The sequence below is a fragment of the Chloroflexota bacterium genome, from assembly GCA_020850535.1.
GTDB lineage: Bacteria > Chloroflexota > UBA6077 > UBA6077 > JACCZL01 > JADZEM01.
This window is the reverse complement of the sequence record JADZEM010000028.1, coordinates 14,337-37,554: the sequence shown is the minus strand read 5'-3', so window position 1 is coordinate 37,554 and position 23,218 is coordinate 14,337. Positions and strand designations below refer to the sequence as shown.

Annotated in this window: 16 protein-coding genes; 8 read left to right on the top strand and 8 right to left on the bottom strand. The window is 70.0% G+C overall.

The features are described from left to right. Positions 1 to 158: 158 nt before the first annotated feature. From IT306_04995 to IT306_04985, 3 genes are all read left to right on the top strand, one after another. Positions 159 to 4,259 carry a polysaccharide biosynthesis protein gene (locus IT306_04995; GenBank protein MCC7367754.1) on the top strand — a complete coding sequence of 1,367 codons (4,101 nt, stop codon included), beginning with the start codon at positions 159 to 161 and terminating at the stop codon, positions 4,257 to 4,259. 255 nt (positions 4,260 to 4,514) lie between these two features. Beyond that, complete coding sequence (locus tag IT306_04990) at positions 4,515 to 6,461, top strand: response regulator (GenBank protein ID MCC7367753.1); 1,947 nt, start codon at positions 4,515 to 4,517, stop codon at positions 6,459 to 6,461. Between the two features lie 190 nt (positions 6,462 to 6,651). Further along, positions 6,652 to 7,818, top strand: coding sequence for a pyridoxal phosphate-dependent aminotransferase (locus tag IT306_04985; protein ID MCC7367752.1), 1,167 nt, complete (start codon positions 6,652 to 6,654; stop codon positions 7,816 to 7,818). 74 nt (positions 7,819 to 7,892) lie between these two features. Here the strand turns inward: IT306_04985 and IT306_04980 are convergent, their stop codons facing one another. From IT306_04980 to IT306_04965, 4 genes are all read right to left on the bottom strand, one after another. Further along, a complete protein-coding gene (locus IT306_04980) occupies positions 7,893 to 8,687 on the bottom strand; it encodes an SDR family oxidoreductase (GenBank protein MCC7367751.1) in 795 nt (264 codons plus the stop codon). Positions 8,688 to 8,698: 11 nt separating this feature from the next. Next, on the bottom strand, positions 8,699 to 9,487 hold the full coding sequence (locus IT306_04975) for an SDR family oxidoreductase (protein ID MCC7367750.1): 789 nt from the start codon (positions 9,485 to 9,487) through the stop codon (positions 8,699 to 8,701). 203 nt (positions 9,488 to 9,690) lie between these two features. Further along, on the bottom strand, positions 9,691 to 10,578 hold the full coding sequence (locus IT306_04970; GenBank protein MCC7367749.1) for a diguanylate cyclase: 888 nt from the start codon (positions 10,576 to 10,578) through the stop codon (positions 9,691 to 9,693). A gap of 435 nt (positions 10,579 to 11,013) precedes the next feature. Beyond that, the gene (locus IT306_04965) at positions 11,014 to 11,523 is read right to left on the bottom strand and encodes a hypothetical protein (protein MCC7367748.1); all 510 of its coding nucleotides are present in this window, start codon (positions 11,521 to 11,523) and stop codon (positions 11,014 to 11,016) included. 245 nt (positions 11,524 to 11,768) lie between these two features. Here IT306_04965 and IT306_04960 point away from each other — a divergent pair, with 245 nt between their 5' ends. The 4 genes from IT306_04960 (at position 11,769) to IT306_04945 (ending at position 17,358) form a co-directional block, all read left to right on the top strand. Beyond that, positions 11,769 to 12,641, top strand: a complete 873-nt coding sequence (locus tag IT306_04960) for an SDR family oxidoreductase (GenBank protein MCC7367747.1) — start codon at positions 11,769 to 11,771, stop codon at positions 12,639 to 12,641. 494 nt (positions 12,642 to 13,135) lie between these two features. Beyond that, the gene (locus IT306_04955) at positions 13,136 to 14,317 is read left to right on the top strand and encodes an LLM class flavin-dependent oxidoreductase (protein ID MCC7367746.1); all 1,182 of its coding nucleotides are present in this window, start codon (positions 13,136 to 13,138) and stop codon (positions 14,315 to 14,317) included. Between the two features lie 252 nt (positions 14,318 to 14,569). Next, a complete protein-coding gene (locus tag IT306_04950; protein ID MCC7367745.1) occupies positions 14,570 to 15,643 on the top strand; it encodes a Fe(3+) ABC transporter substrate-binding protein in 1,074 nt (357 codons plus the stop codon). Beyond that, positions 15,634 to 17,358 (top strand): iron ABC transporter permease, encoded by a 1,725-nt coding sequence (locus tag IT306_04945; protein MCC7367744.1) that lies wholly within the window; start codon positions 15,634 to 15,636, stop codon positions 17,356 to 17,358. Before IT306_04950 ends, IT306_04945 begins: the two co-directional genes overlap by 10 nt. Positions 17,359 to 17,390: 32 nt before the next feature. On the opposite strand, the gene IT306_04940 is transcribed toward IT306_04945, so the two are convergent. From IT306_04940 to rsmG, 3 genes are read right to left on the bottom strand one after another with little or no spacing between them, the layout of a single operon-like run. Next, the gene (locus IT306_04940) at positions 17,391 to 18,128 is read right to left on the bottom strand and encodes a methyltransferase domain-containing protein (protein MCC7367743.1); all 738 of its coding nucleotides are present in this window, start codon (positions 18,126 to 18,128) and stop codon (positions 17,391 to 17,393) included. A 60-nt stretch (positions 18,129 to 18,188) separates the two neighbouring features. Beyond that, positions 18,189 to 19,415: an MFS transporter gene (locus IT306_04935; protein ID MCC7367742.1), complete on the bottom strand. Its 1,227-nt coding sequence runs from the start codon at positions 19,413 to 19,415 to the stop codon at positions 18,189 to 18,191. Positions 19,416 to 19,449: 34 nt separating this feature from the next. Beyond that, positions 19,450 to 20,184 (bottom strand): 16S rRNA (guanine(527)-N(7))-methyltransferase RsmG, encoded by a 735-nt coding sequence (rsmG, locus tag IT306_04930; GenBank protein ID MCC7367741.1) that lies wholly within the window; start codon positions 20,182 to 20,184, stop codon positions 19,450 to 19,452. A gap of 225 nt (positions 20,185 to 20,409) precedes the next feature. Between rsmG and IT306_04925 the strand changes: the two genes are divergently transcribed. After that, positions 20,410 to 21,207: a GreA/GreB family elongation factor gene (locus tag IT306_04925; protein ID MCC7367740.1), complete on the top strand. Its 798-nt coding sequence runs from the start codon at positions 20,410 to 20,412 to the stop codon at positions 21,205 to 21,207. A 165-nt stretch (positions 21,208 to 21,372) separates the two neighbouring features. Here the strand turns inward: IT306_04925 and IT306_04920 are convergent, their stop codons facing one another. After that, positions 21,373 to 22,863 (bottom strand): PD40 domain-containing protein, encoded by a 1,491-nt coding sequence (locus IT306_04920; protein MCC7367739.1) that lies wholly within the window; start codon positions 22,861 to 22,863, stop codon positions 21,373 to 21,375. Positions 22,864 to 23,218 lie beyond the last annotated feature (355 nt).

Sequence of the window (23,218 nt, the reverse complement as noted above, 5' to 3'; positions counted from 1 at the left end):
TGGCCCACGCTCGCAGCGACGAGTACACGGACGTTCCACCGGATCCCCATGCCAGGCTCGCTGGACCCGGCGGCCGGCCTGGACTCGCACCATCCTCTTCTGACGCCGTCCGCGAGCGGTTTTCATACGGTCTCTCAGGGAGCGGCGTGCCAGGGCCTTTGACGACGCGACTCGCGACGATTGCCCGGCGTTTCTTCCCGTGGGTGGTGATCGACCTCCCGCTGGTCTGGTTGTCGTTTGCCATCGCGCTGGTCGTGCGGGGCGTCACGACGACCCTCGAGTACGAGCCGGCCCTCGAGTTTGCCGCCCTGGCCAGCCTGATCGTCGTCGCCTGCAACGAGGCGTTCGGCATCTACCGGCGCTGGTGGCGCTTCGCAACCTCGCAGGATCTCGTGCCGCTCAGCGTGTCGGTCGGCGTGGCGACGGTCGCCGTGCTGGCGCTGGATCTCGCGTGGCCGGGCTTCCGCCCGATGCCCCTCTCAGTCGTGTTCCTCGGCGCGTTCTTCGCCATCTGCGCGATGACCGCCGTGCGCTACCGCACCAAGCCGATGGCCGGCATCCGCCGCACCTGGCGGCGGATCATGGCCCCGCCAAACCAGAACGTCACGCGCGTGCTGATCGTCGGGGCCGGCGAGGCCGGGCAGCACCTCGGCTGGCAGTTGCAGAACGGCGCGCTGGCCGAGCGCTACCACGTCGTCGGCTTCGTGGACGACGACGCCCGCAAGCACGGAATGCTGATCCACAGTCGCAAGGTGTTCGGCGGCAAGGAGCAGATTCCCGCCGTCGTCGAGCGCGAGAACGTCGATCTAATCGTGCTGGCGATCCACACCATCACCGGCAGCGCGCTGCGCGACATCGTGGCGATCTGCCAGGAGACCTCGGCCCAGATCAAGGCCCTGCCGAGCACCCTCGCGCCCATCGAAGGCGCGCCCGTCCGCGCCAACACGGGCGCGCCGCTTGGCGACTCGCTGTTCGGCGATCTGACTTTCGAAGACCTGCTCGGGCGGCACTCGGTCCAGATCGACCGCGACCAGTGCCGCCACCTCGTGCGCGGGAAGACCGTCCTGGTGACAGGGGCCAGCGGCTCCATCGGCAGCGAGCTGTGCCGTCAGCTTGCCGATCTCCGCCCGGCCCGGCTCGTGATGCTCGACGCCAACGAGAGCGGCATCCACGATCTCTCCGTCGAGCTGCAGGGCTTCCGCTCCGACGACACCACGCTGGTGCCCGTCGTCGGAGACGTCACCCACGAGCGCCGGCTGCGCGCCCTCTTCGCCGGCGAGCGCCCGCACCTCGTCTTCCACACCGCTGCTTACAAGCACGTCCCGCTGATGGAGGAGTACCCTGAGGAAGCGGTCCGCGTGAACGTCGGCGGGACGCGCCTGATGATGCGGCTGGCCGGCGAGTTCGGGGCCGAGCGATTCGTGCTGGTCTCCAGCGACAAGGCCGTCGAGCCGAGCAGCGTGATGGGGGCCAGCAAGCGGGTCTGCGAGCTGATCGGCACCTCGATGCGCGCGCCGAATACGCTCTACACCGCCGTCCGCTTCGGAAACGTCCTCGGGAGCCGGGGCAGCGTGGTCCCGACGTTCACCAAGCAGATCGACCTTGGCGGCCCGGTCACCATCACCGATCCGACCATGTCCCGCTACTTCATGACGATCTCGGAGGCGGCCAGCCTGATCGTCCAGGCGGCCAACTTCACCACCGGCAACGACGTCTTCCTGCTGGACATGGGCGAGGAGATCAACATCCTCGACCTGGCCCGTCGGCTGATCCGCCTGCGTGGCCTGCGCCCGGACATCGACATCCCCATCGTCATCACCGGCCCCCGCCCCGGCGAGAAGCTCCGCGAGGTGCTCCACAGCGCCGAGGAGTACACCCAGCCGACGCCGCACCCCCAGGTGATGCGGGTGCTCGGGATCCGGCGGACGCTCTCCCAGGGCGAGCTGGCCCAGGCCGTGGACGATCTGGCGGCTGCCGGCGCCAACGGCGACCGCACCGAGGTCCGCCGGGTGCTCTGGCAGATCGCGCGGGACGGCGCGGCGCCACCGCAGTTGCCCACGCTGCCGGCGCCGGCCGCCGGGGCACACGCACTCGGCACAGGCGCGTCGCTGGGGTGGAACGCCGTCCCGCGGGCTGGCCCCACCGCCGCGACGATGACGCTGACGCCGGGCACGGTGGCGCTGCCAGACGCCCGCGCCCCGATCCAGGTCATGGTCGAGCGTGCCCGCCACGGGCTGGCAGATGCGGCAGACCGCGCGCTGGCGCTGGAGCCGTGGTACATCCTGCCGGTCGTGGTGCTCCTGCTGATGAGCCCGGCCGGCACGTCCTGGCCGGCCCTGCTGGTGGTCGGGCCCTGGCTGCTCAGGCTGGTGCGAACCGGTCAGCTCCTGGCGCCGACGCCGTTCAGCGTCCCCATCGGGCTGTTCGCGGCCGGCGGCGTGCTCGGAATGCTCATCACCTCCAGCCCGCTCCAGGGCAGCATTCGCCTGAACGGCCTGGTGGCGAGCATCGCGCTGTACTGGCTGATCGTGCACCATGCGACCACCCAGCGGCGGCTGCGCGGTGCGCTGGCGCTGACGCTGGGTGTGGCGGCGGCGGGCAGCGTGCTGATGCTGTTCGTGACCGCGCCCTATCTGCCCTGGGGCGCGCCGGGCGGCCCGCTGGATGGGCTGATCGCCGCGACGGATGGGCTGCGTCAACTGGTGCTTGGCGCGTCAGAGGCGCTCCAGCGGTTCCGGTTCCGCGCCTCGGGCGTGGGCGCGCTGGCGACCTTCGGGCTGGCGCTGGCCATCGGCCCGGCGCTCGCCGCCGCCCGCCGCAAGACCCGCCTCGCCTGCTTCGCGCTGGTGCTGCTGTTTCTGGGCGTCGTGATCGTCAGCGGCAGCCGCAGCTCGCTGGTGAGCGTGCTGGCCCTGATCGTCGTGCTGCTCGGGCTGCGCTACGGCTGGCCGCTGCTGGCGACGCCGTTCGTGCTGGTCGGGCTGTGGCTGCTGGTCGAGCGGCAGCTCGGTGGCCTGGGCGCGCCGGACGCCCTGCCGCTTTCCGTGAAGATTCGCTTCTGGCAGAACGCCGCCGCGATCCTCCACGACTTCGCCTTTACGGGCGTCGGGCTGGGGCAGCGGGCCGTCCGCGACGTGTACGAAGCGTCCATGCTGACCATCGGCCCGAACTTCAGCCACGCCCACAACGCCTACATCCAGGCGTACCTCGAACAGGGCCTCCTCGGAGCGCTCGGGCTGGTGAGCCTGACGATGGCCCTGTTGTTCATCGCGCGGCGGGCCGTCGCCAACGCCCGGACGCCGCTGGCCTGGAGTGTGGCGCTCTCGGCGGGCGGCGCGGCCCTGGTGCAGTTGTTCGAAGGGCTGACGGAAGTCGTGCTGCTGACGAGCGTCGGCAACGTGCTGCTGATGGTCGCGCTGGGGCTGCTGGTCGCGGCCAGCCGGGTGGACCGCCGCCAGACGCCGCCGGGCCGGATGCGGCCGGCCCTGGAGCAGCTGCCTGAGCGGGGGGTGCTGGCCTGGGTCCGCCCCGTCTTCTCGACGCCGCTGGCGGCCGGGCTTGCGCTCGTCGCCCTGGTGACGTTCACGCTGACGCCGCTCTCCAGCATCCTGCTGCTGAACCTGGGCGCTGTCGAACGGGCGCGCGCCACCCTCACGGACAACCTGCGCCGCGAGGACCGTGAGCCGATCCTCGCCCGCGCCGACCTGTTCCTGCGCCGGGCGCTGGCGGCCGACGACCGCGACGCCGCCATCTGGCGAAATCTGGCAGAGGTCTCCCTGGGGCGGGGCGATATCGGGCGCGGCCGGGAGTACCTGGGAGAGGCCCGCATCCGCACCTCCGGCGGCGACTGGTACTCGCTGTATCAGCTTGGCCGCGTCAGCAAGGATCTTGGGCTGTGGCGCGAGGCGGCCCTGGCCTGGCGCGAGGCCGGCACGACGGGCGCGAGCGCGCTCCGGAGCTGGTCTCAGGAGGCCCGCGGCCGCGATCAGTGGGACCGGGCCAGCGTGGCGCTCGTGGCGCTGGCCGAGCTGCGTCCGGACGACCCGGAGCCGGTCCAGCAGATGGTTCAGGCGATACGCCGCACGCGCGGGGGCACAGAGGCCGCCGTCCACGAGCTGCGACGGCTGGCCGAGACGGCCCCGCGCGCGCCGTGGGCGCTGCTGGAGCTGGCGAACCTGTACGACGAGCTTGGCCAGCCGGAGCTGGCAGCGGCCGCCCGTGAGTCCGCCGAGGAGCGCCGCGCCCAGTTCGGGCGCTGACGCCGCGACGCCCTGAACTGCCCCGCAGAGGTTGGCATGCATTCGACCGGCGACGGCAATCACGCGATCAAGGATGCTACCATCTGTGTTGGCCTCTGGACGGCACGACGTTCAGGCGGACGAGTTCCTCGCGCGTACGACCTGTTGTGCGCGGCCAAGGTTGACGTGACGGCAGGAGGCAGTGGCTCTCGGCGTGATCCGACCAGGCACGAGCTGGTCTGTGCCCGCTAGCGGCGGTCCCCGGATGGGGCAGTCGTGGGCTGCCGGGGCCGGCCGGTGATCCCGTGGGCGCCGGCCGCTGTGCGCGCCATCTGCGCGATGACCGTCGTCGTCGCGCTTGCGGTCCTGGCCGGCTGGGCGCTGGGCGTGCCGCTGCTCGTCAGCGAGGTCGGGCTGGCGCTGTTTGCCACGTCGACTATGGTGATCTTCACCGTCATGATCTGGCTCAGCGCGCGGAGGCTGAACGATGTGGACGATGCGCGCGGGGCCGCCGCAGGCGCCACGCGCTCCGCGCTGCACGATCGGGAGGCCTCGCATCGCCATCTCGAACAGGAGATGGCCGAGCGCGCCCGTGCCGAAGCCGAGGCGCACGCCTCTGAGGAGCGGTTCCAGGTGGCGTTCCGAGCCAGCCCGGCCGGCATGGCCCTGCTGCGGCTGTCCGACCAGACGTTTGTGTCCGTCAACGAGAGCTGGCTGGCGACGATGGGCCTCACGGCGGCTGAGGTCATCGGGCGGACCGCCGACGAGCTGCGCCTGATCGACCCCGTCGAGCGGGAGGCGATGCGCGAGCAGGCCAGACATCCGGGTACGTTGGTCAACGCCGACCTTCGGTTTCGGACGAGCAGCGGGGCGCTGCGTCATGGGTTGATCTCGACGCAGATCGTCCAGGTCGGCGGGGAGCCGCACATCCTGGCGACTGTGATCGACATCACGGACCGCGTCTTCGCGGAGCAAGAGCTGCGAGATGCCAACCTCCGCCTCGAATCGACCCTCTCCGAGCTCCGCGCGACCCAGCAGCAGCTCATCGAGCAGGAGCGGATCGGTGCGCTGGGTCAGCTTGCCAGCGGTATCGCGCACGACTTCAACAATGCCCTCGGCCCGATCCTCGGCTACAGCGACTTGCTCCTGGAGGAGCCGGCTCTCCTCGAAGACCGCGCCGTGACGCTGGAGTACGTCCGCGCCATCAACACCGCTGCCCAGGGCGCGGCCGGCGTAGTCGCACGCCTGCGCGACTTCTACCGCCGACGCCAGAACGGCGACAGTGTGGGTCCGGTCCACGTCCCGGACGTCATCGCGCAGGCGATCTCGCTGACGCGGCCCCGCTGGAAAGATCAGGCGCAGGCGCGCGGACTGACCATCGATATCCTCGTGGAGGTTCACGACGTGCCGCCGCTCAACGGCAGCCCCGCCGACCTGCGCGACGCGCTGGTGAACCTCATACTCAACGCGGTGGATGCCCTGGAGCGCGACGGCGAGATCGCCCTCCGCGCCCGGGTCGACGATGCTCACGTCCTCGTCGAGGTGGCCGACACGGGCGTCGGCATGTCCGACGACGTCCGCCGACAGTGCCTCGAACCGTTCTTCACCACCAAAGGCGACCGCGGCACCGGTCTCGGGCTGGGGCTGGTGCAGGGGACCATCCAGCGGCTCGGCGGCAGCATCGAGATCGAGTCGGCGGTGGACCTGGGCACGACGATCCGCCTCCGGCTGCCGAGTGGCCAGGATGTGCCCGCCGCGTCGGCCACGGACGCCCCCCGCCAGGGGGCTTCCCGCACGGAGGCGGCGCGCATCCTGCGGGTGCTGGTCGTGGACGACGAGCCGATGGTCCGCGATGCCGTGCGCCGCTTCCTGGAGATCGACCAGCACTGCGTCGATGTTGCCTCAACTGGCGTCGAAGCTGCGTCGATGCTGGGCACGACCGCCTACGACCTGATCATGACGGATCGCGCCATGCCGGAGATGGGCGGCGACGAGCTGGCGCAGTTGGTGAAGCGGCAGCATCCGACGACGCCGGTGCTGATGCTGACGGGCTTTGGCGACCTGATGAGCGCGGCCGGCGAGCAGCCCGAGGGCGTCGATCTGGTGCTGTCCAAGCCGACGACGCTGGGCCGGCTCCGGGCGGCCATCGCCGCGCTCGTGCCGGAGCCGGCCGATGCCAGCTCGCCGCCGGGCGAAGGATTCCCGGAGCGGGGGTTGAGGTAAACCCCGGCCTTGCCATAGAGATTCCTCTGTAGCGTCGGTTGGGTGCCGGTCGTTGGGCGTGCTCGTCGCCTGCCGGCTCCCTGCGCGTCGTAGAATTGGCAGCAGTGCGCATCTGACAGGCCGGATCGATGGGCCGGCGGCTGCACGCCTGCGTGTGGCGCGCGGCCTACCTGGAAGGGGAACCTCGGGAATGAAGCTCGCAGATCGTATGTCTCGCATCGGCACCGAGAGCGCGTTTGACGTGCTGGCTCGTGCCCGGGCGCTGGAGGCCGAAGGGCGGGACATCGTCCATCTCCAGATCGGAGAGCCGGACTTCGACACGCCGGCCCACGTTACGGAGGCTGGCATCCAGGCCCTGCGCGATGGGTACACCCATTACGTGCCGGCCCTCGGCATTCCGCAGTTCCGAGACGCCATCGCCGAATACATCTCGAAGACGCGCGGCATCTCGGTCTCGCGTCAGAACGTCTGCGTGGCGCCCGGCGGCAAGCCGATCATGTTCTGGACGATCATGGCGCTCTGCCAGGAGGGTGACGAGGTCATCGTCCCGGACCCGAGCTTCCCGATCTACGAGTCGATGACGCGGGTCGTCGGGGCGAAGGTGGTGCGGCTGCCGCTGCTCGAGGAGCGCAACTTCACCTTCGCGCCCGAGGATCTGGCCTCCCGCCTGACGCCGAAGACGAAGCTGGTGATCCTCAACTCGCCGGCCAACCCGACCGGCGGCTTTCTGGACAAGACCGACATCGAGGCGGTCGCAAACATCCTTCGCAACCACGACTGCTACATCATGTCGGACGAGATCTACAGCCGCATCCTCTACAGCGGCGAGCACTACAGCGTGGCGGCGGAGCCGGACCTGCTGGACCGCACCATCATCCTGGACGGCTTCTCGAAGACCTACGCGATGACCGGCTGGCGGCTGGGCTACGGCATCTTCCCCGAGGAGCTGATCCCGCACATCGACCGGCTGGCCGTCAACTCGGTGTCCTGCACCAATGCTGCCACCCAGATGGCGGGCCTCGCGGCGCTGACTGGCCCGCAGGACTGCGTGGACCAGATGGTCAAGGAGTTCGAGCAGCGGCGCGACTACATCGTGGACGGCCTGAACGCGATCCCGGGCATCACCTGCAAGAAGCCGCTCGGGGCGTTCTACGTCTTCCCGAACATCACCGGGCTGGGCCTGCCGAGCAAGGAGCTGGCGGACCGCATCCTGAACGAGGCCGGCGTGGCGGTGCTCAGCGGGACGGCCTTCGGGGAGTATGGCGAGGGCTACCTGCGCTTGTCCTACGCCAACTCGATCCCGAACATCCAGAAGGCGCTGGACCGGATCGCGGCCCTGGCGAAGACGCTCGCGTAGCTGTCAGTCGTCAGTTCTCAGGTGTCAGAGGGTTGCGCCCGCCCCTCTGACACCTGAGAACGGATAACTCGACCTCAGCCGCGCCAGAGCGACGATGCGCCGTCGCAGAGGAGCTGGGCGCCGGTCATGTAGCGGCTGGCGTCCGAGGCCAGGAAGAGGACCAGGTCGGCGATCTCGCTGGCGGCGGCCGGCGCGCCCCGCAATGGCGGCCACTTCTCGGGCCGGTGAAACCCGTAGTCCACACGATGCAGGTTGCGGCGGTAGGTCCGCTCCGCAATGTTCGTCTGGACCGCCCCCGGCAGGATCGCGTTGACGCGGATCTCCCAGCGGGCCAGCTCCAGCGCTGCCATCTTGGTGAAGGCGACCGCCCCAGCCTTCGAGGTCGAGTAGGCGGCGTAACCCGGCTGCGAAAAGACCGTATTCCCATTGACGGACGCCGTCACGACGATGGAGCCGCCGCCGGCGTCGCGCAGGTGCGGGATACTGTGCTTGACGGTCAGGAAGGCGCCGGTCAGGTTCGGCCCGATGGTGGCGTTCCACTCGTCCAGCGTCATCTCGTCGATGGGCGTCTGCATCCCGTTGATGCCGGCGTTGGCGAACACGATGTTGAGGCCGCCGAGTGTGCTGGCCGCCTGGGTGATGGCCGCGCTGACGGCCTCTTCGTCGCGCACGTCGGCGGCGAGCGCCAGGGCCTTGCCGCCGGCCGCCGCGATCTGCGCCGCCACGGCCTGGGCCGGCTCCGGGCGCAGATCGAGGATGGCGACGGCCGCACCGGCCTCCGCGAGCTTGAGGCAGGCGGCCGCGCCGATGCCCGAGCCGCCACCGGTGACGACGGCCACCCGGCCGGTGAGATCGAGATCCATAGCCATAGCGCTGTCCTTTAGCCCCGCCAGAGCGTGTAGGCCGCGTCGATCAGCATCTGCGCGCCGGTCATGTAGCGGCTGGCGTCCGAGGCCAGAAAGTGCACCAGATCGGCCACCTCGCGGGCGTCGGCAGACTCGCCGCGCAGGGGCGGCCACTTCTCCGGCGGCGTGAAGCCGTAGTCCACCCGATGCAGGTTGCGACGGTAGGTCCGCTCCCCGATGTTCGTCTGGATGGCCCCCGGCAGGATCGCGTTGACGCGGATCTCCCAGCGGGCCAGCTCCAGGGCCGCCATCTTGGTGAAGGCGACCGCCCCGGCCTTCGAGGTCGAGTAGGCTGCGTAGCCCGGGAGCGAGAAGAGCGTGTTGCCGTTGACGGACGCCGTGATGATGATCGAGCCGCCGCCGGCGTCTCGCAGGTGGGGGACGCTGTGCTTGACGGTCAGGAAGACGCCCGTCAGGTTGGTGCCGATGGTGGCGTTCCACTCGTCCAGCGTCATCTCGTCGATGGGCGTCTGCATGCCGTTGATGCCGGCGTTCGCGAACACGATGTTGAGGCCGCCGAGCGTGCTGGCCGCCTGGGTGATGGCCGCGCTGACGGCCTCTTCGTCGCGCACGTCGGCGGTCAGCGCGATGGCCTTCCCGCCGCTCGCGGTGATCTTTTCGGCCACGGCGCGGGCAGGCTCCGGCCGCACGTCCACGACGGCGACCGCTGCCCCGGCCTCGGCCAGGGTGAGGCAGGCCGCCTCACCGATTCCCGAGCCGCCCCCGGTGACGACAGCCACGCGGCCGGCCAGACTCAGATCCATCCGTGCTCCCTCCAGGGCAGCCAGCAATCAGGTGGCGGCTGCCCTGCCCGTTGTCGTGGTCGGCAGCGGGGCTGGCCGACGCGCGGGCTGACGGAGGGAGATCGTAGCGGATGCTGGAGGCGGGGAGTCGGGCGGCCCGAGGGCACGGGCGGGATCCCCCCTCTGACAGAATCGCCGTTTTGACAGAATGGCGGGTGCAGGGGTTAGCGGCGGCCCGCCATCAGCCGCTTCGCGCCCTTCGTCGGCACGTCCACCCCATACACGGTGAACGGCCGGCTCAGCTTGCGCGCCATGATCGCCGCGTCCTCGCCCTGCCGGAGCAGCTCGTCAATCGTGCCTTCCGACTTGGTCACGGCGGCCACGCCGACCCGGAGATGCACGTTCGGGTAAGGGGAGACGTGCGCGCTCACGCGGCGAGCCACGACGACCGCCCCGAGGTCCGCGGTGTCTGGCAGGAGCAGGTCGAACTTGCCATCACCCTGGTAGGCGACGATATCGACGACGCGGCTGGACTTCACCAACACCTGGCCGACTTCGGCCAGCACGTCGGCCGCCTTCTCCGGCCCGAGCTCGTCGCGGACGATCTGCCAGCGTTCGACGACGACGCGCAGGAGCGTCAGCGGGTGCCCGTAGCGGTGCGCCCGGGACAGCTCGCGGTCGAAGACGAGGCTCGCGTGCGCCCACTTGAGGACGCCGGCATCGTGATCGACGGGCTGCATGTCGTCGAGGACGCGCCGGGTGTGGCGGCGCTCGGCGTCCTCCTGGCGGCAGGCGAAGCCGTAGCGGCTCGCGACGAAGCTGGTCCCGATCAGGCCGGCCACGGCGGCCAGCCCCGCGGCGGCCGACATCGGCTCGAGCGCCAGCGTGGCGACTGCCTGCACTGAGGCGACGACTGCTGTCAGGATCAGCGCCGTCTTTCGCACCGGCGTGGCGACGCTGTGTACCAGCACGATCGCCAGTGCCACGAGGCCCAGGTACGGCAGGATGCCGGGCAGGCTGAAGATCAGGATCGCGCTGGTGGCGCCCGTGACCAGCGCCAGCAGCAGGCCGGACGCGATGAACTGGCGTGGGTCGTGGAGCGCGTACAGCATGCCGATTACCCCTTCGACCGCGGGTGGCGCGCCAGCCCCGGTCACCGAGCCAGGCCGCAGGTGCAGCAGGCCCGCTCGTTCGTCTTCAGCCTTTCTGAGTAGCTCGGCACGCATGCGCTGTTGGTACCGAAGGACCAGCGTGCCGGCATCCTCTGCGCGTGGGGCTGCTCTCAATGCGACAGTCATACTCGTGTGACCTGAGCCAGATTGCTGAGTTGGTCGCCGTCAACGAGGAACGCACACGCCTGCACGGCGTCGTGTCCTGACGCGGCTCGACCGTCTGTGCCGGATGGGTTCTCGATCATCTGTTTGCCGATATCCCTTCCGACGATGAGCTGCTCCCCATAGAGGCTAACGTGTGTTTCCGCAACCGAGTGACGGATGCCTTGCTGATGAGCACGAGTTTGGGGCTCCGCCCATGCTGCAGGCGCCAATCTATGCTGTCGCGAGCGGATAGGTACAGGTGATCGCTGCACGGTTCATGAAGATCAGGTCTGCCGAGAGCGACCAGTTCGGGTTGTACTGCGAGGTCATGGTGGCTTTGGTGATCGGGATGAAGAATCGGCCGCTCGGATCGTGTTCGAGGGCGGCGAGCGGTTGTGGCTCGGTCGGGCTGATGTGGATCGTGCCGGTGACGATGAACGGGCCGATGCCCACGCCAACGGCCATCGGCTTCTTCTCGACGAACCCGACGCGGAACTGGCGCGGCGGCAGCGGCTCGACCGACTGCGGCACGATCAGCATGACCTGGGTGCGGCGCACACGGACCTGCTGAATCCGGGTTGGTGGGGCCTGGACGTGCAGGCTGGCGGAGAGGGCGTCGGTGAGGGTGACCACCTGGCTGGTCGCCGCGTTGAGCACGTCGATGGTGCGATGCCCGGAGTCGTCCCGTAGCTTGCCACGGATGACCTGGTGCACCATATAGAACTCAAGGGTTGCCGGCATCCTCCCGCCTCCGTCCTGAGCGCGTCTCGCGTCGGTGGTATCCGCTCGTGAGAGACAACGTGCGGCTTGTGGCGCTCGGGACGGTCGCGGTGTGAGTCGGCAGCGAGCGTGCGGCCTCTGGCAACGGATGCTGGAGGTTCGTGAGCGAACAGATCAGGCGTTCTCTGGGTGGCATTTCTTCGAGGGACGCCCGCGTACGCTGGGACCACACCATCTCCAGAGAGGTAGGTCGCACGATGCAGCAGATGACGCCCGGTTCCGCCAACAGCAGCACGTCTCGTCGTCCGGCCATCGTCGTCACCGGGGCATCAACCGGCATCGGCGCGGCGACGGCGCTGCACCTCGACCGCCTGGGGTTCTGGGTGTTCGCTGGCATCCGCAAGCCGGCAGACGGTGAGCGGCTGGTGTCGCAAGCGCTGGGGCCGCTCACGCCGGTCACCATCGACGTGACCGACTCGTCCTCGATCGAGGCCGCGCAAGCGCAGATCGCGGAGGCCGTGGGCGAGGCGGGTCCCGCCGGCCTCGTCAACAACGCAGGCATCGTGGTGAGCGGGCCGCTGGAGCTGGTGGCGATCTCCGAGCTTCGACGGCAGCTGGAGATCAACGTCATCGGGCAGGTCGCCGTCACCCAGGCATTCTTGCCGCTCCTGCGGCGGACGCGCGGACGCATCGTCAACGTGGGGTCGTCCTCCGGGCTGCTGGCCGCCCCGTTCATGGGGCCGTACGCTGCTTCAAAGTTCGCCCTGCGGGCGCTGAGCGATTCGCTGCGCCTGGAGCTGCACGCCTGGGGCATGAAGGTGTCGCTGATCGAGGTCGGGCCGGTCCAGACGCCGATCTGGGACAAGTCCCTCTCGGCGATGGATGCGCGGTGGGAGTCTGCATCGACCGAGGGGCGCGAGCTCTACAACGAGTCGTATCAGCGGATGCGGGAGATCGGCCGGCGGCGGTCGCAGCGGGGCATTCCCGTGGAGCAGGTGGTCGCGGCCATCGAGCAGGCGCTGACGGCGTCCCGGCCAAAGGCGCACTACGTCGTCGGGCCGGTCGCCCGGCAGTTCAAGCTGCTGTCGCTGCTGCCAGATGCGCTGCGGGACTGGATCGTGCTGAAGCAGGTGTCCTGAGGCCAGGGCGAGATGATGTGCCGGCCGCTGCAGGCCTGGGCGTTGACGGTGGCGGTGACGAGACCGATGGCGCTGGCCGGGCCGCCCGACAACCTACTTTCCGCGCTCAGGGGCTGGCCAGCACGGCAGGGCGATTGCATGTGCATTGGTGTACCCGAAGCATCATGGAACGGGCGGTCGGGGACTGAAGTCCCCGCCTACCGTCACACCGTCGCTGCGCGACGGACACCGGGCACGGACAGGGACTGGTGAGACTACAGCGTCGCGCAGCGACTGCAGGATGGTAGGCGGGGCTTTCAAGCCCCGACGCCGCCGCACGACGACATCAACAGGCAATCGCCCTGGCCAGCACGGCGGCCGGGCTGACAGGGCTGGGTCAGATGTGGTAGGAATCCCAGGTGCTCGTGCGACAATGACGCGCCGCGATCTTCGCGGCGCGTTTCGCTATCCACCGCTGCCGCCGGTCAGGCCGCAGAAAGGCGTGGGGTTCCCTAATGCAGATCGGTTTCTATAGCTGGACTGGTTGCTTCATCGACGACGCCGGCATGGCCGGCCCCAACCCGTACGACCGTCATCACGCCCCCGAGAAGTACGCCGAGGCGTACCTTGCCCTGTTCGACTGGGCGAAGCTGGCCGACACCCTCGGGTACGAGAACTTCTGGGTGACGGAGCACCACTTCCAGCGTGAGGGCTACCAGATCATCCCGAACGTCGTGCTGGTCAGCACCGCCCTGGCGCAGCACACCAGGCGTATCAAGTTCGGGGCGTTCTTCCACCAGACGCCGATCTGGAACCCGATCCGCCTCGCCGAAGACCTTGCCGTCGCCAGCATCATGACCGGCAACCGGATCATCTTCGGGACCGGGCGCGGCTCAGTCGAGCGCGAGATGCCGATCTTCGGGGCGACCTTCGGCCGGAACGGGGATTCTGGGGACGCCGCCAACCGTGGCCTCTTCGAGGAGCAGATGGCGATCATCAAGACCGCCTGGTACTCCCACGAGTTCAGCCATCAGAGCGACCGTTTCACCGTCCCAGCGCCCGGCTTCCTGAACACCGGCAACCCGGCCACGGGCCGCCCCTGGGACAGGGTCACCCTGGTTCCGCGCCCGACCCAGCGCATCCCCATCTGGCAGGCCATCGTCAGCGAGCCGACGTACCACTACGTGGCGAAGGAAGGCGATGTCGCGGTGCTGCCGCTGGGCAACCGCTCCGTGTTCGGGACGAAGTGGAACAGGTACGGCGATCTGGTGGAGCAGTACCGGGGCCGGCCGGTCAACGGGCTGGATCGGGCCGTGGTGGTGCAGGTTCACATCGGGGACACCCGCGAGCAGGCGTTCGAGCGGTTCCGCCCGGCGCACGACGAGCGCAACCGGTTCCTGGGGGCGCAGCGCCCGCTGAGCGGCTACCTGGACGAGGACGGCAAGCCGTTCGCGTTCGGCCGGATGCCCACGCTGGAGGAGTCGGTCGAGCAGAGCAGCTACTTCGTGGGGACGGCCGAGCAGGTGCGCGACAGCCTGCTGGAGGTCGTGACGACGCACGGCATCGAGCAGCTGGTGGTCGAGATCCCGTTCGCCGGCATGTCGAAGAGCCTCTGCGAGGAGCAGATGAAGGCGTTCGCGACGGACGTGCGGCCGGCGCTGGAGAAGGCGACGGCGGGGGCGGCGACCGTCGCCTGACGAGCCGTGGCACGTTGCAGCCTGGGCGACGGTGTGGGTGGCTCCGGATCACGGGGTCGCCCACACCGTCGCTGTGTCTGCACGCCAGGACGTCCGGCTCGGCCCGGCCTGCGTCGGAGATTTCACGAAGTTCTCATCATCGCAGGCGAGAATTGAGCATGGGCTAACCTATACTCTGAGCCTCTGGTAGCGCTGCGTCGGAGACGGTTCCGTCGTACCGCGCGCCACACTTCGCGCTGCGAGGTTCAGATGATGTCCCATCTTCGCGGACTGGGTCCGTCTCTCGTCGCCATCGTCACCGCCGTCGTCGTCGGCCTGACTGGTGGGGTGTCGGCCTCGCCCGTCACGAAGGCAGCCCCGGCGCTCCAGGGCGCCGTCAATGTGTACTCGGCGCGGCACTACGACACCGACGACGCCCTGTTCGGCGGCTTCACGGAGCAGACCGGCGTGGCCGTCAACGTGATCCGGGGAACTGAGGATGAGCTGCTGGAGCGCCTCAAGGCCGAGGGGGCGAACAGCCCGGCCGACGTCCTGATTACCGTGGATGCGGGGCGTCTCTGGAAGGCGCAGGAGGCGGGCGTCTTCCAGCCAACGGTGTCTGACACGCTCAGTGCACGCATCCCCGACAGCCTGCGCGAGCCGGAGGGCCACTGGTTCGGTTTCGCCATGCGGGCGCGGATCATCGCCTATGCGAAGGACCGGGTAGACCCGTCGCAGCTCTCGACCTATGAGGATCTGGCCGATCCCCGGTGGAAGGGCAAGATCGTGGCGCGCAGCTCGACGCATCCGTACAACCAGTCGCTCGTCGGCTCGCTGATCGAGGCGAACGGCCTGGACACGACGCAGGCCTGGGCGCGCGGCGTGGCCGGGAACCTGGCGCGCTCCCCGCAGGGTGGCGACACGGACCAGTTGCTGGCCGTTGCGGCCGGCACGGCCGATCTGGCGATCTCGAACACCTACTACGTGGCGCGGCTGCGCACATCCTCGAACCCGGAGCAGAAGGCGGCCGGCGACGCGCTCAGCGTCTTCTTCCCGAACCAGGGCCCGAACGAGCGCGGCACGCACGTCAACGTCAGCGGCGGCGGCGTCACCAGGAACGCCCCGAACCGCGCGAACGCCGTCGCGTTTCTGGAGTATCTGACCAGCGACACGGCGCAGCAGGCGTTAGCAAACGCCAGCTTCGAGTTCCCGGCTGTCGATGGCGTGCCGGTGCACCCGGTCCTGGCCGAGATGGGCGCCTTCCGCCGGGACGCGCTGAACGCGAAGACGTTCGGGGCCAACAACCAGCTTGCGTTGCTGATCATGAATCGGGCCGGATGGCGGTAGCCGAAGCGCCGGCTCCCGGGCGCGCCTCGCGCCGATGTCCTCCACGACCAGCAGCCTCCCTGCGCCGGGCCGGGGGGCTGTTCCCGCGCCACCCGCTGCCACTCTTCGGGCTGGCACTGGCGCTGCTGGTCTCCATCCCCGTCCTGACCGTGCTCCGGAGCCTGACGCTGCCCACGGCGGGGCTCTGGGCCGACCTCGTCTGGCTGACGCTGCCCCGCTACCTGCTCAACACCGTCGCGCTGCTGGCCGGCGTCGGAACGGGCGCGCTGGTGGTCGGGGTGGGGGTGGCCTGGCTGGTGACGGTCTGCCGGTTTCCCGGCAGCCGCCTGTGTGAGTGGGCGCTGATCCTGCCGATGGCCATGCCGGCGTACCTGCTGGCCTACACCTACGGCGACCTCTTTCAGTTCCCTGGCCCGGTCCAGACGGCGCTGCGGGGCTGGACCGGGTGGCGAGCCGGTCAGTACTGGTTCCCAGAGGTGCGTTCCCTGGGTGGGGCCATCGCGGTGTTGACGGCGGTCCTCTACCCGTACATCTACCTGCTGGCCCGGACCGCGTTCCTGGAGCAGTCTGTCACCGCGATGGAGGCCGCGCGCTCGCTGGGGCGCGGGCCGTGGCGGGCGTTCTTCACGGTGGCCCTGCCGCTGGCGCGCCCGGCCATGGTCGCCGGGCTGGCGCTGGTGATGATGGAGGCGCTGGCAGACTTCGGGACGGTCAAGCACTTCGAGGTCGATACGTTCACCACCGGCATCTACCTGAGCTGGTTCGGGATGGGCTCGCCGGTTGGGGCGGCGAAGCTGGCGGCCGGGCTGTTGCTGTTCGTGGTGCTGGTGATCGGGCTGGAGCGGCTCTCGCGCGGACGGCGGCGCTACGGCCAGGCGCGTGGACCGGTCCGTCCGCTCGCGCCGTATCGGCTGACGGGCCACCGGGCTGGCCTGGCGATCCTGGCCTGTACGGCTCCTATCGCGGTGGGCTTCCTGGTTCCGGCCTCGCGGCTCTTCTGGCTGGCGATCTGGTACGGGGACCAGCGGTTCGGTGGCGCGTTCCTGACGCTTGCGGCCAACAGCCTGGTGCTGGCCTCGCTGGCCGGGGTGCTCGCGGTCACGCTGGCTCTGGTGGTGGGCTACGGGCTGCGCCTGACGCCGACGCCGCTGATGCAGGGGACGGCCTGGGTCTCGACGCTCGGGTACACGGCGCCCGGCTCGGTCATCGCGGTCGGGGTGCTGCTGCCGTTCGGCGCGTTCGACAACGGCGTGGATGCCTGGATGCGCGCGACGTTCGGCGTCTCGACGGGCCTGCTGCTGAGCGGCACCATCTTCGCGCTGCTGTTCGCCTACGTCGTCCGGTTCCTGGCGCTGGCGTTCAACAGTGTGGACGTGGGGTTGGGGCGCATCACGCCGAGGATGGACGATGTGGCGCGCTCACTCGGCGAGGGGCAGGGCGGCACGCTGCGGCGGGTGCATCTGCCGCTGCTGCGCGGCAGCATGCTGACGGGCCTGCTGCTGGTCTTTGTGGACACCCTGAAGGAGCTGCCGGCGACGCTGATCGTTCGCCCGTTCAACTTCGACACGCTGGCTGTGCGGGTCTACCTGCTGGCATCCGACGAGCGGCTCTCCGAGGCGGCGACGGCCGCGCTGACGATTGTGGCTGTGGGAATCGTGCCGGTCGTGGTGCTGAGCCTGGCGATCCGCCGGTCCCGGCCAACGTCGGCCAGGTAGCCGCCCCGCTGCCACTGCTTGCTGGCCGGCCGTCAGCCTGGCTTCCGCCCGGCCAGCAGCAGCATCAGCGGGATCCGCAGGCGGCGCTGATACGTCTCCTCCCGCAGGAAGTTGGCGCGCTGTGGGCGGGCCTCGCGCAGCGCCTCCACCACGAAGCCGGCTTCCTGGAGCGCCCCGAAGTACTCCGCGATGCCGCGGTGGTATTTGACCACGTCCCCGCCGAGCCAGCGCGTCACCCGGCGGCCGGAGACGTGGTAGTCGTCGACGATCCACTCCTGGCGTTGACCGCCGTGCTCGTAGGCCCGGTTGCAGCTGGTGATCACCGGGTGCTCGACCGAGAAGACGAACCGCCCGCCCGCCGCGAGACCCGCGAAGACCCGCCGGAACGTCTCGCCGATGTCGTCGACGTAGTGGAGCGCCAGCCGCGAGATGACCAGATCGGCGCTGGCCGGGGGCGCGACCCAGTCCTCAATGGTCGCTGCGACCACCCGTCCGGAGGTGCCGGCCAGCGCCTCACGGGCCAGCCGCAGCATGTTCTCCGACGGCTCGACGCCGAGGTACGCTGCCGCGCCCGCGTCCAGCAGCTCCCGCCCGATCTGGGCGTCGCCGCAGCCAAGGTCGATCACCCGGCGGCCGGCCGCCTCCCCGATCAAGTCGAGCAGGTCCGGCTTCTCCAGCGTGTCGTTCGGGGACTCGTCGCGGGAGCGGTGGCGCTGATAGGTCGTGAAGACATCGTGGTCGTCGTAGAAGCGCGGGCCGTCGAGTCCCATGTGCCCTCCCGGGCGTGCGTCAGCGCGGCGCGACAATGGCGGGTCTACGTGATGGCTGGTCTACGTGATGGCGGGTCTGCTGGATGGCTGGTCGGAGATCAGGAGCAGGGCGGCAGCGATGCCCAGCGTGCCGAAGGCAGACACCCCGAGCAGCCACCAGCCGCCGACCGTCAGCGCGAGGCCGCCGCTGGCGGCGCCCAGCGCGATGCCGACGCTCCAGGCTGCGCCATTGAGCGTCATCACGGTGGCGCGGGAGGTGGGGGCGTCGGCCAGCGCCAGCGTGCTGGCGATGGTGCCCATGCCGCTGCCGTAGCTTGCCAGCATCAGGCAGATACCAGCTGCGAGCGTGGGGATCGGAAAGACGAACGGGATCGCGATCAGCAGGCCGGTCAGGAACCGGTTCACCAGCAGGATGCGGCGGGGCCGGATCCGCCCCATCGGGGTGCTCATCATCCAGCTGCCGATCAGCCCGGCCACGCCCTGCGCCAGGGCTGCCAGCCCGACCTGGTGCAGGCTGAGGCCGTGCTGCTCGACCCAGTACGCGCCCTGGTACGTGGCCATGTTCCACTGGCCGATGTTCCCGATCAGCGAGGCGAGCACAAAGAGGATGGTGGGGCGATGGCGGAGGATCGGGCGGTAGGGGGTGACCAGCTCGCGGATGCGGAACGGCGCGGTGGCCGTCTGGAGGTCAGGCCCCAGCCCTCGCCACGCCAGCCCAAACGCCAGGAGGGCGATGGCGGCCAGCGTCAGAAAAGCGCCGCGCCAGCCGATGTACTCGCCGATGCTGGCGAGGAATGGGACGCCGAGGATGGTGGCGGCGACAGCCCCGGTGGACATCCACGAGAGCGCGCGCCGCTGGGCATCCCCGACAAAGCGGCCGCCGCCAACGGCCATCGCCACGGGCAGGACCGTTGCACGGCCAACCGCGCTGACCAGCATCACGGTCATGAACGTCAGGTAGTCCTGGGAAAGTGCGACGCCAACGGCGCTGGCCGCGAGCGCCAGCAGGCCGACGCCGAGCGCGCGGCGTTGCCCGTAGCGGTCGGCCAGCGGCCCGGCCGCCAGCCCGAGGATGCCGGCCAGCAGCATGCTGGCAGCCGGCGCCTGCCCGAGCAGCGCGACGGTCGTGCCGAGCGCGTCGGCGATAGTCGGCAGGAACGGCGAGAACGCGCTCTGGCTGAGTATGGTCGCAAACGACCCGCCTGCGCTGGCGATGACAACCAGCGGCCCAGCCTGGAGACCGGGCCGAGCGGGGGCACGGCGGCGTATGCGGGTTTGGGCAGTCACCTGAACCTGTGCGCGGGGTGAGGGGCCTTTTCCCTCATGTCCCTCGTCCTCGGCGTTTGGCGGCCAGCCCGGCCCGGCGCGGGAAGCGGGCCGGCGTCGGGCCACGCTTGTCCGCGACGACCAGCGAGCGGCCGGGCGGCAGCTCGGGATCCGCCAACAGGATCGGGGGGCGCGGGCTGGCGGCCAGCTCCTCGGCGGCGTCCTGACCGGCTGCGAGCTGCGCGTCCAGGTCCGAGCCGCGCGGCAGCACCAGCACGCCGCCGGGCTTCACGAACGGCAGGCACAGCTCCAGCGCCACGTCCAGCGGCGCGAGGGCGCGCGCAACGCCCAGCGCGAAGCCGTCGCGCAGGTCTGGGACGCGGCCGGCATCCTCAGCGCGAGCCGTCACCACCGTCACGTTCTGCAGACCGAGCGCCTCGGCGGCCTCGCGCAGGAAGGCGGCCTTCTTGCCGACCGACTCCAACAGGGTGACGCGCAGGGCGGGAAAGGCGATGGCGAGCGGCAGGCCCGGCAGCCCGCCGCCCGAGCCGATGTCGATGCAGCGCCAGTCGGCGCCGCCAGTGAGGGCGTCGAGGACGGGGAGGGCACAGGTCAGGCTGTCGAGCAGATGTCGGCGCTCGACCTCGTCCGGCTCGACGATCCGGGTCAGGTTCACCTGCTGGTTGCGTGCCAGCAGCAGCGCGACGTAGCGGGCCAGCAGGGCCAGCCGCTCGGGGGGGAGCGGAATCCCGAGCCGCGCGGCTCCGGCCGCGACGATCTCCAGTGGCATGCGCGCAAGGCCTCCGCCCGAACAACGATTCAACCGCCTTACCACCCGCGCGTAGTCGGGATACGGGGTCACGCGAGTATACTTCGTGGTACGGTTTGACCAGTTGCATCTGCATCTCGGTTGTCAGTCCCGGCGGAGCCGCTCTGCACATCCGGCTCGTGGAGCGGTGTCGCGGATTTTCAAGCAGCCGTTCGCGATCCCCAACTCGATCCCAGGAGTCTCCAGGTGGTTGGTGAGCTAACTGTCGGCGACGCGATCAGGAACTACATCACCGGGCTCGCGCCGGCCGAGCGCCCGACGGTGGTTCCGATATTGAACGGCTTCGGTCGGTGGTTCGGCGCCGAGCGAGGCCTCGCCGAGATCGACGCGGTGCAACTGGAACGGTACCAGGAGCAGATGGCCGCGTCGGGCATCGATCCGACCAGCCGGCTCGAGCCGCTGCGGACCTTCCTCTCGGACGCCCGCACCAAGAAGCTGATCCCTGTCGCGCTCGCAAGCTACGTCAAGATCAAGCGCAAGAGCGCTGCTGAGCGGGCCTCGCTGGGCCGTCCGGTGGCGGTGCAGACCATTGACGTGACGCGGGCGGGCTACGAGCAGCTGAACGCCGAGCTTCACAAGCTCGAGATGGAAGAGCTTCCACTCGCCATCGCCGCGATGACGAAGGCGGCGGCTGACAAGGACTTCCGCGAGAACGCCCCGTACGACGCGGCGAAGCAGCACCGCGCCGAGATCCAGCGCCGGATCGACGAGATCAAGGAGACGCTGGCGCGGGCGGCCGTGGTCGACGACACCAACGACGACCGGGTCGGCGTCGGCACGCGCGTGGTGGTCCGCGACCTGGAAGAGGACGAGGAGTTCGCCTACACGCTGGTCGGTCCTGGCGAGCGCGGCGCGGGCAAGATCTCGACGCAGTCGCCGGTGGGCCGGGCCTTGCTGGATCACATCGTTGGCGACGTGGTGCAGGTGTCGGTGCCGGCCGGCGTCCACAAGTACCGCATCGAGAAGATCGAGCGGGTCGGCTAGCGCACGAGTTCACCGGCACCAGTATTCAATTGCCATCCTGCAGGGCGATTGGATGTACGTTGGTGTTCCCAAAACGACGTGAAACGAGCAGTCGGGGACTGAAGTCCCCGACAGGGCTTGTACGTTCGCGTAGGTGCCTGACCGCTGAGAGCTGATGACTTGTCCCTACGGCGCTGCGCCCCAGGCCGGCGTGCGCAGCTCCGGCTCGGTCAGCAGGTCGCCGAGGGGCGTGGCATCCGCAGCGTAGAGGTGGAGCGTCGCGCGGCGCTGCTCCGTACGGCGTGACGGGAGGATCGTGGCGACGACGGCCAGCCGGGCTGCATCAGGCGCCCAGGCTGGCCCCAGCGCCTGGAATCCCTGCTCGGGGCCGCCAATCGTCGCCTCGCGGCGACTGGCGATCTCGGCCACCGTGACGACCGCCACCCCGGTGGCTGGTTGGGACTCGATGGCCAGCCGGGCACCGTCCGGCGACCAGCGGGCGCGCCCGACGCCGCCCTCGTAGGCGACGGCCCAGGGGCGGAGGTTCTGGCCGCGCACGTCGAACGTCCAGACGAGGCTGGTGTGGCCGTCCGCGCTGGCGACAAGCTGCAGGCCGGTCGGCGACCACGCCGGCGCGCGCAGTCTGAGCGTCTGGGGCCGGAACGGGATCGTGAAGGCTGGCAGCAGGTCCGGCGGGAGATCCGAGACGGCCAGCAGCGGCCGGTCGTCCGTGGCGTCCACCGAGACGACGCGGATGGCGTTGTCGCGGGGGCCGCGCCCGTCGCGCTGGCCGTTCGTGGCGTAGGCGATCCACTGTCCGTCGGGCGACCAGCACGGATCGAAGCCGTCCGCCAGCTTGCGGTCCTGCCCGGTGGACACGTCGAGCAGCCAGACCTCTTCGGGGGCTGACGGATCGGGCTGGCTATCCGCGCCGAGGGCTGACGGGAGGGCGTAGGCCAGCAGCGCACCGCGTGGCGACCATGCCGCGCCGTGCTCCGGTCGGGCGTTGGCGGTGAGGCGTCTGAGTGAGCCACCGGCTGCCCCGATCAGTCGAAGCTCGGCAGCCGGGCCGAGGCCGCCGACGTAGACCAGTGAGCGGCCGTCAGGCATCCAGAGGGGCTCGCTGCTGTCCGGCGAGGCGACCAGGGCACGGGTCGGCTGCTGCTTCTCAGGATCGACCAGCAGGATGCGGCCGCCGGCCTCGACGGCCAGCAGGCCCGGCCGTCCGAGTGCGATCGGGAGCGGCTGCGGCGAAGCGACCGCGCTGACGATCTGGCCGGGGACGGGGCTGGAGCCGGGCGGGGGGCCAGGACTGCCGACGACGCTGGGGCTGCCGACCGTACCCGGCGAGGCCACGGGGGACGGCAGACGCCCGGGCACGATCGGCGGCAGCCCCGGCTGGGCGGCACCTGCTGGTGAGGCTGCTGCTGGGAAGGCTGCTGCGAGTGCCGACGGTCCAGCCGGCGAGGCTCCGGCCACGATCTGCACGCTGGTGGCGACGGGCTGGCCGGCCCCTGGCCCACTCGGGGACGGCGACGGGCTGGCGGACGGACTGGCTGTCGGCGGCGCGGGCGACGAGGAGAGCAGGTCGCAGGCCGCGCCGAATGTCGCAGTTGTTGCCGCCAGCAGCCCGACGAGCGCGCGCCGCCGGCTGATCCGCCCCGTGTCCCCGTCCATCGCCCGCCATGATGCCCGCTCGGGGCAGGCTGCGGCACGAAACTGCTCGCGCGTGGGTCACAGTAGCCCCTCACCGCTCGCCCCATTTCGCACGCGAGCGTTCGCGGGCGGGCAGCTCTCGGCAGTGGCAGGCCGTCATCATGTGTAAATGATGCAAGAACCAATTGTCATCCTGAGCGCAGCGAAGGACCTCACCCGCTGGCGCGACTGTTGGCGGTCAGCGGGTGAGATCCTTCGCTGCGCTCAGGATTTGGGGATTGGACAATCCTAGCGTTTGAGTCTTGCATTCGGACGCGCGTTTTGGCGTCTGCGGGCAGTCGGGAAGCGGATGCGGGGGGTCTGGGTCTGGCCGTGG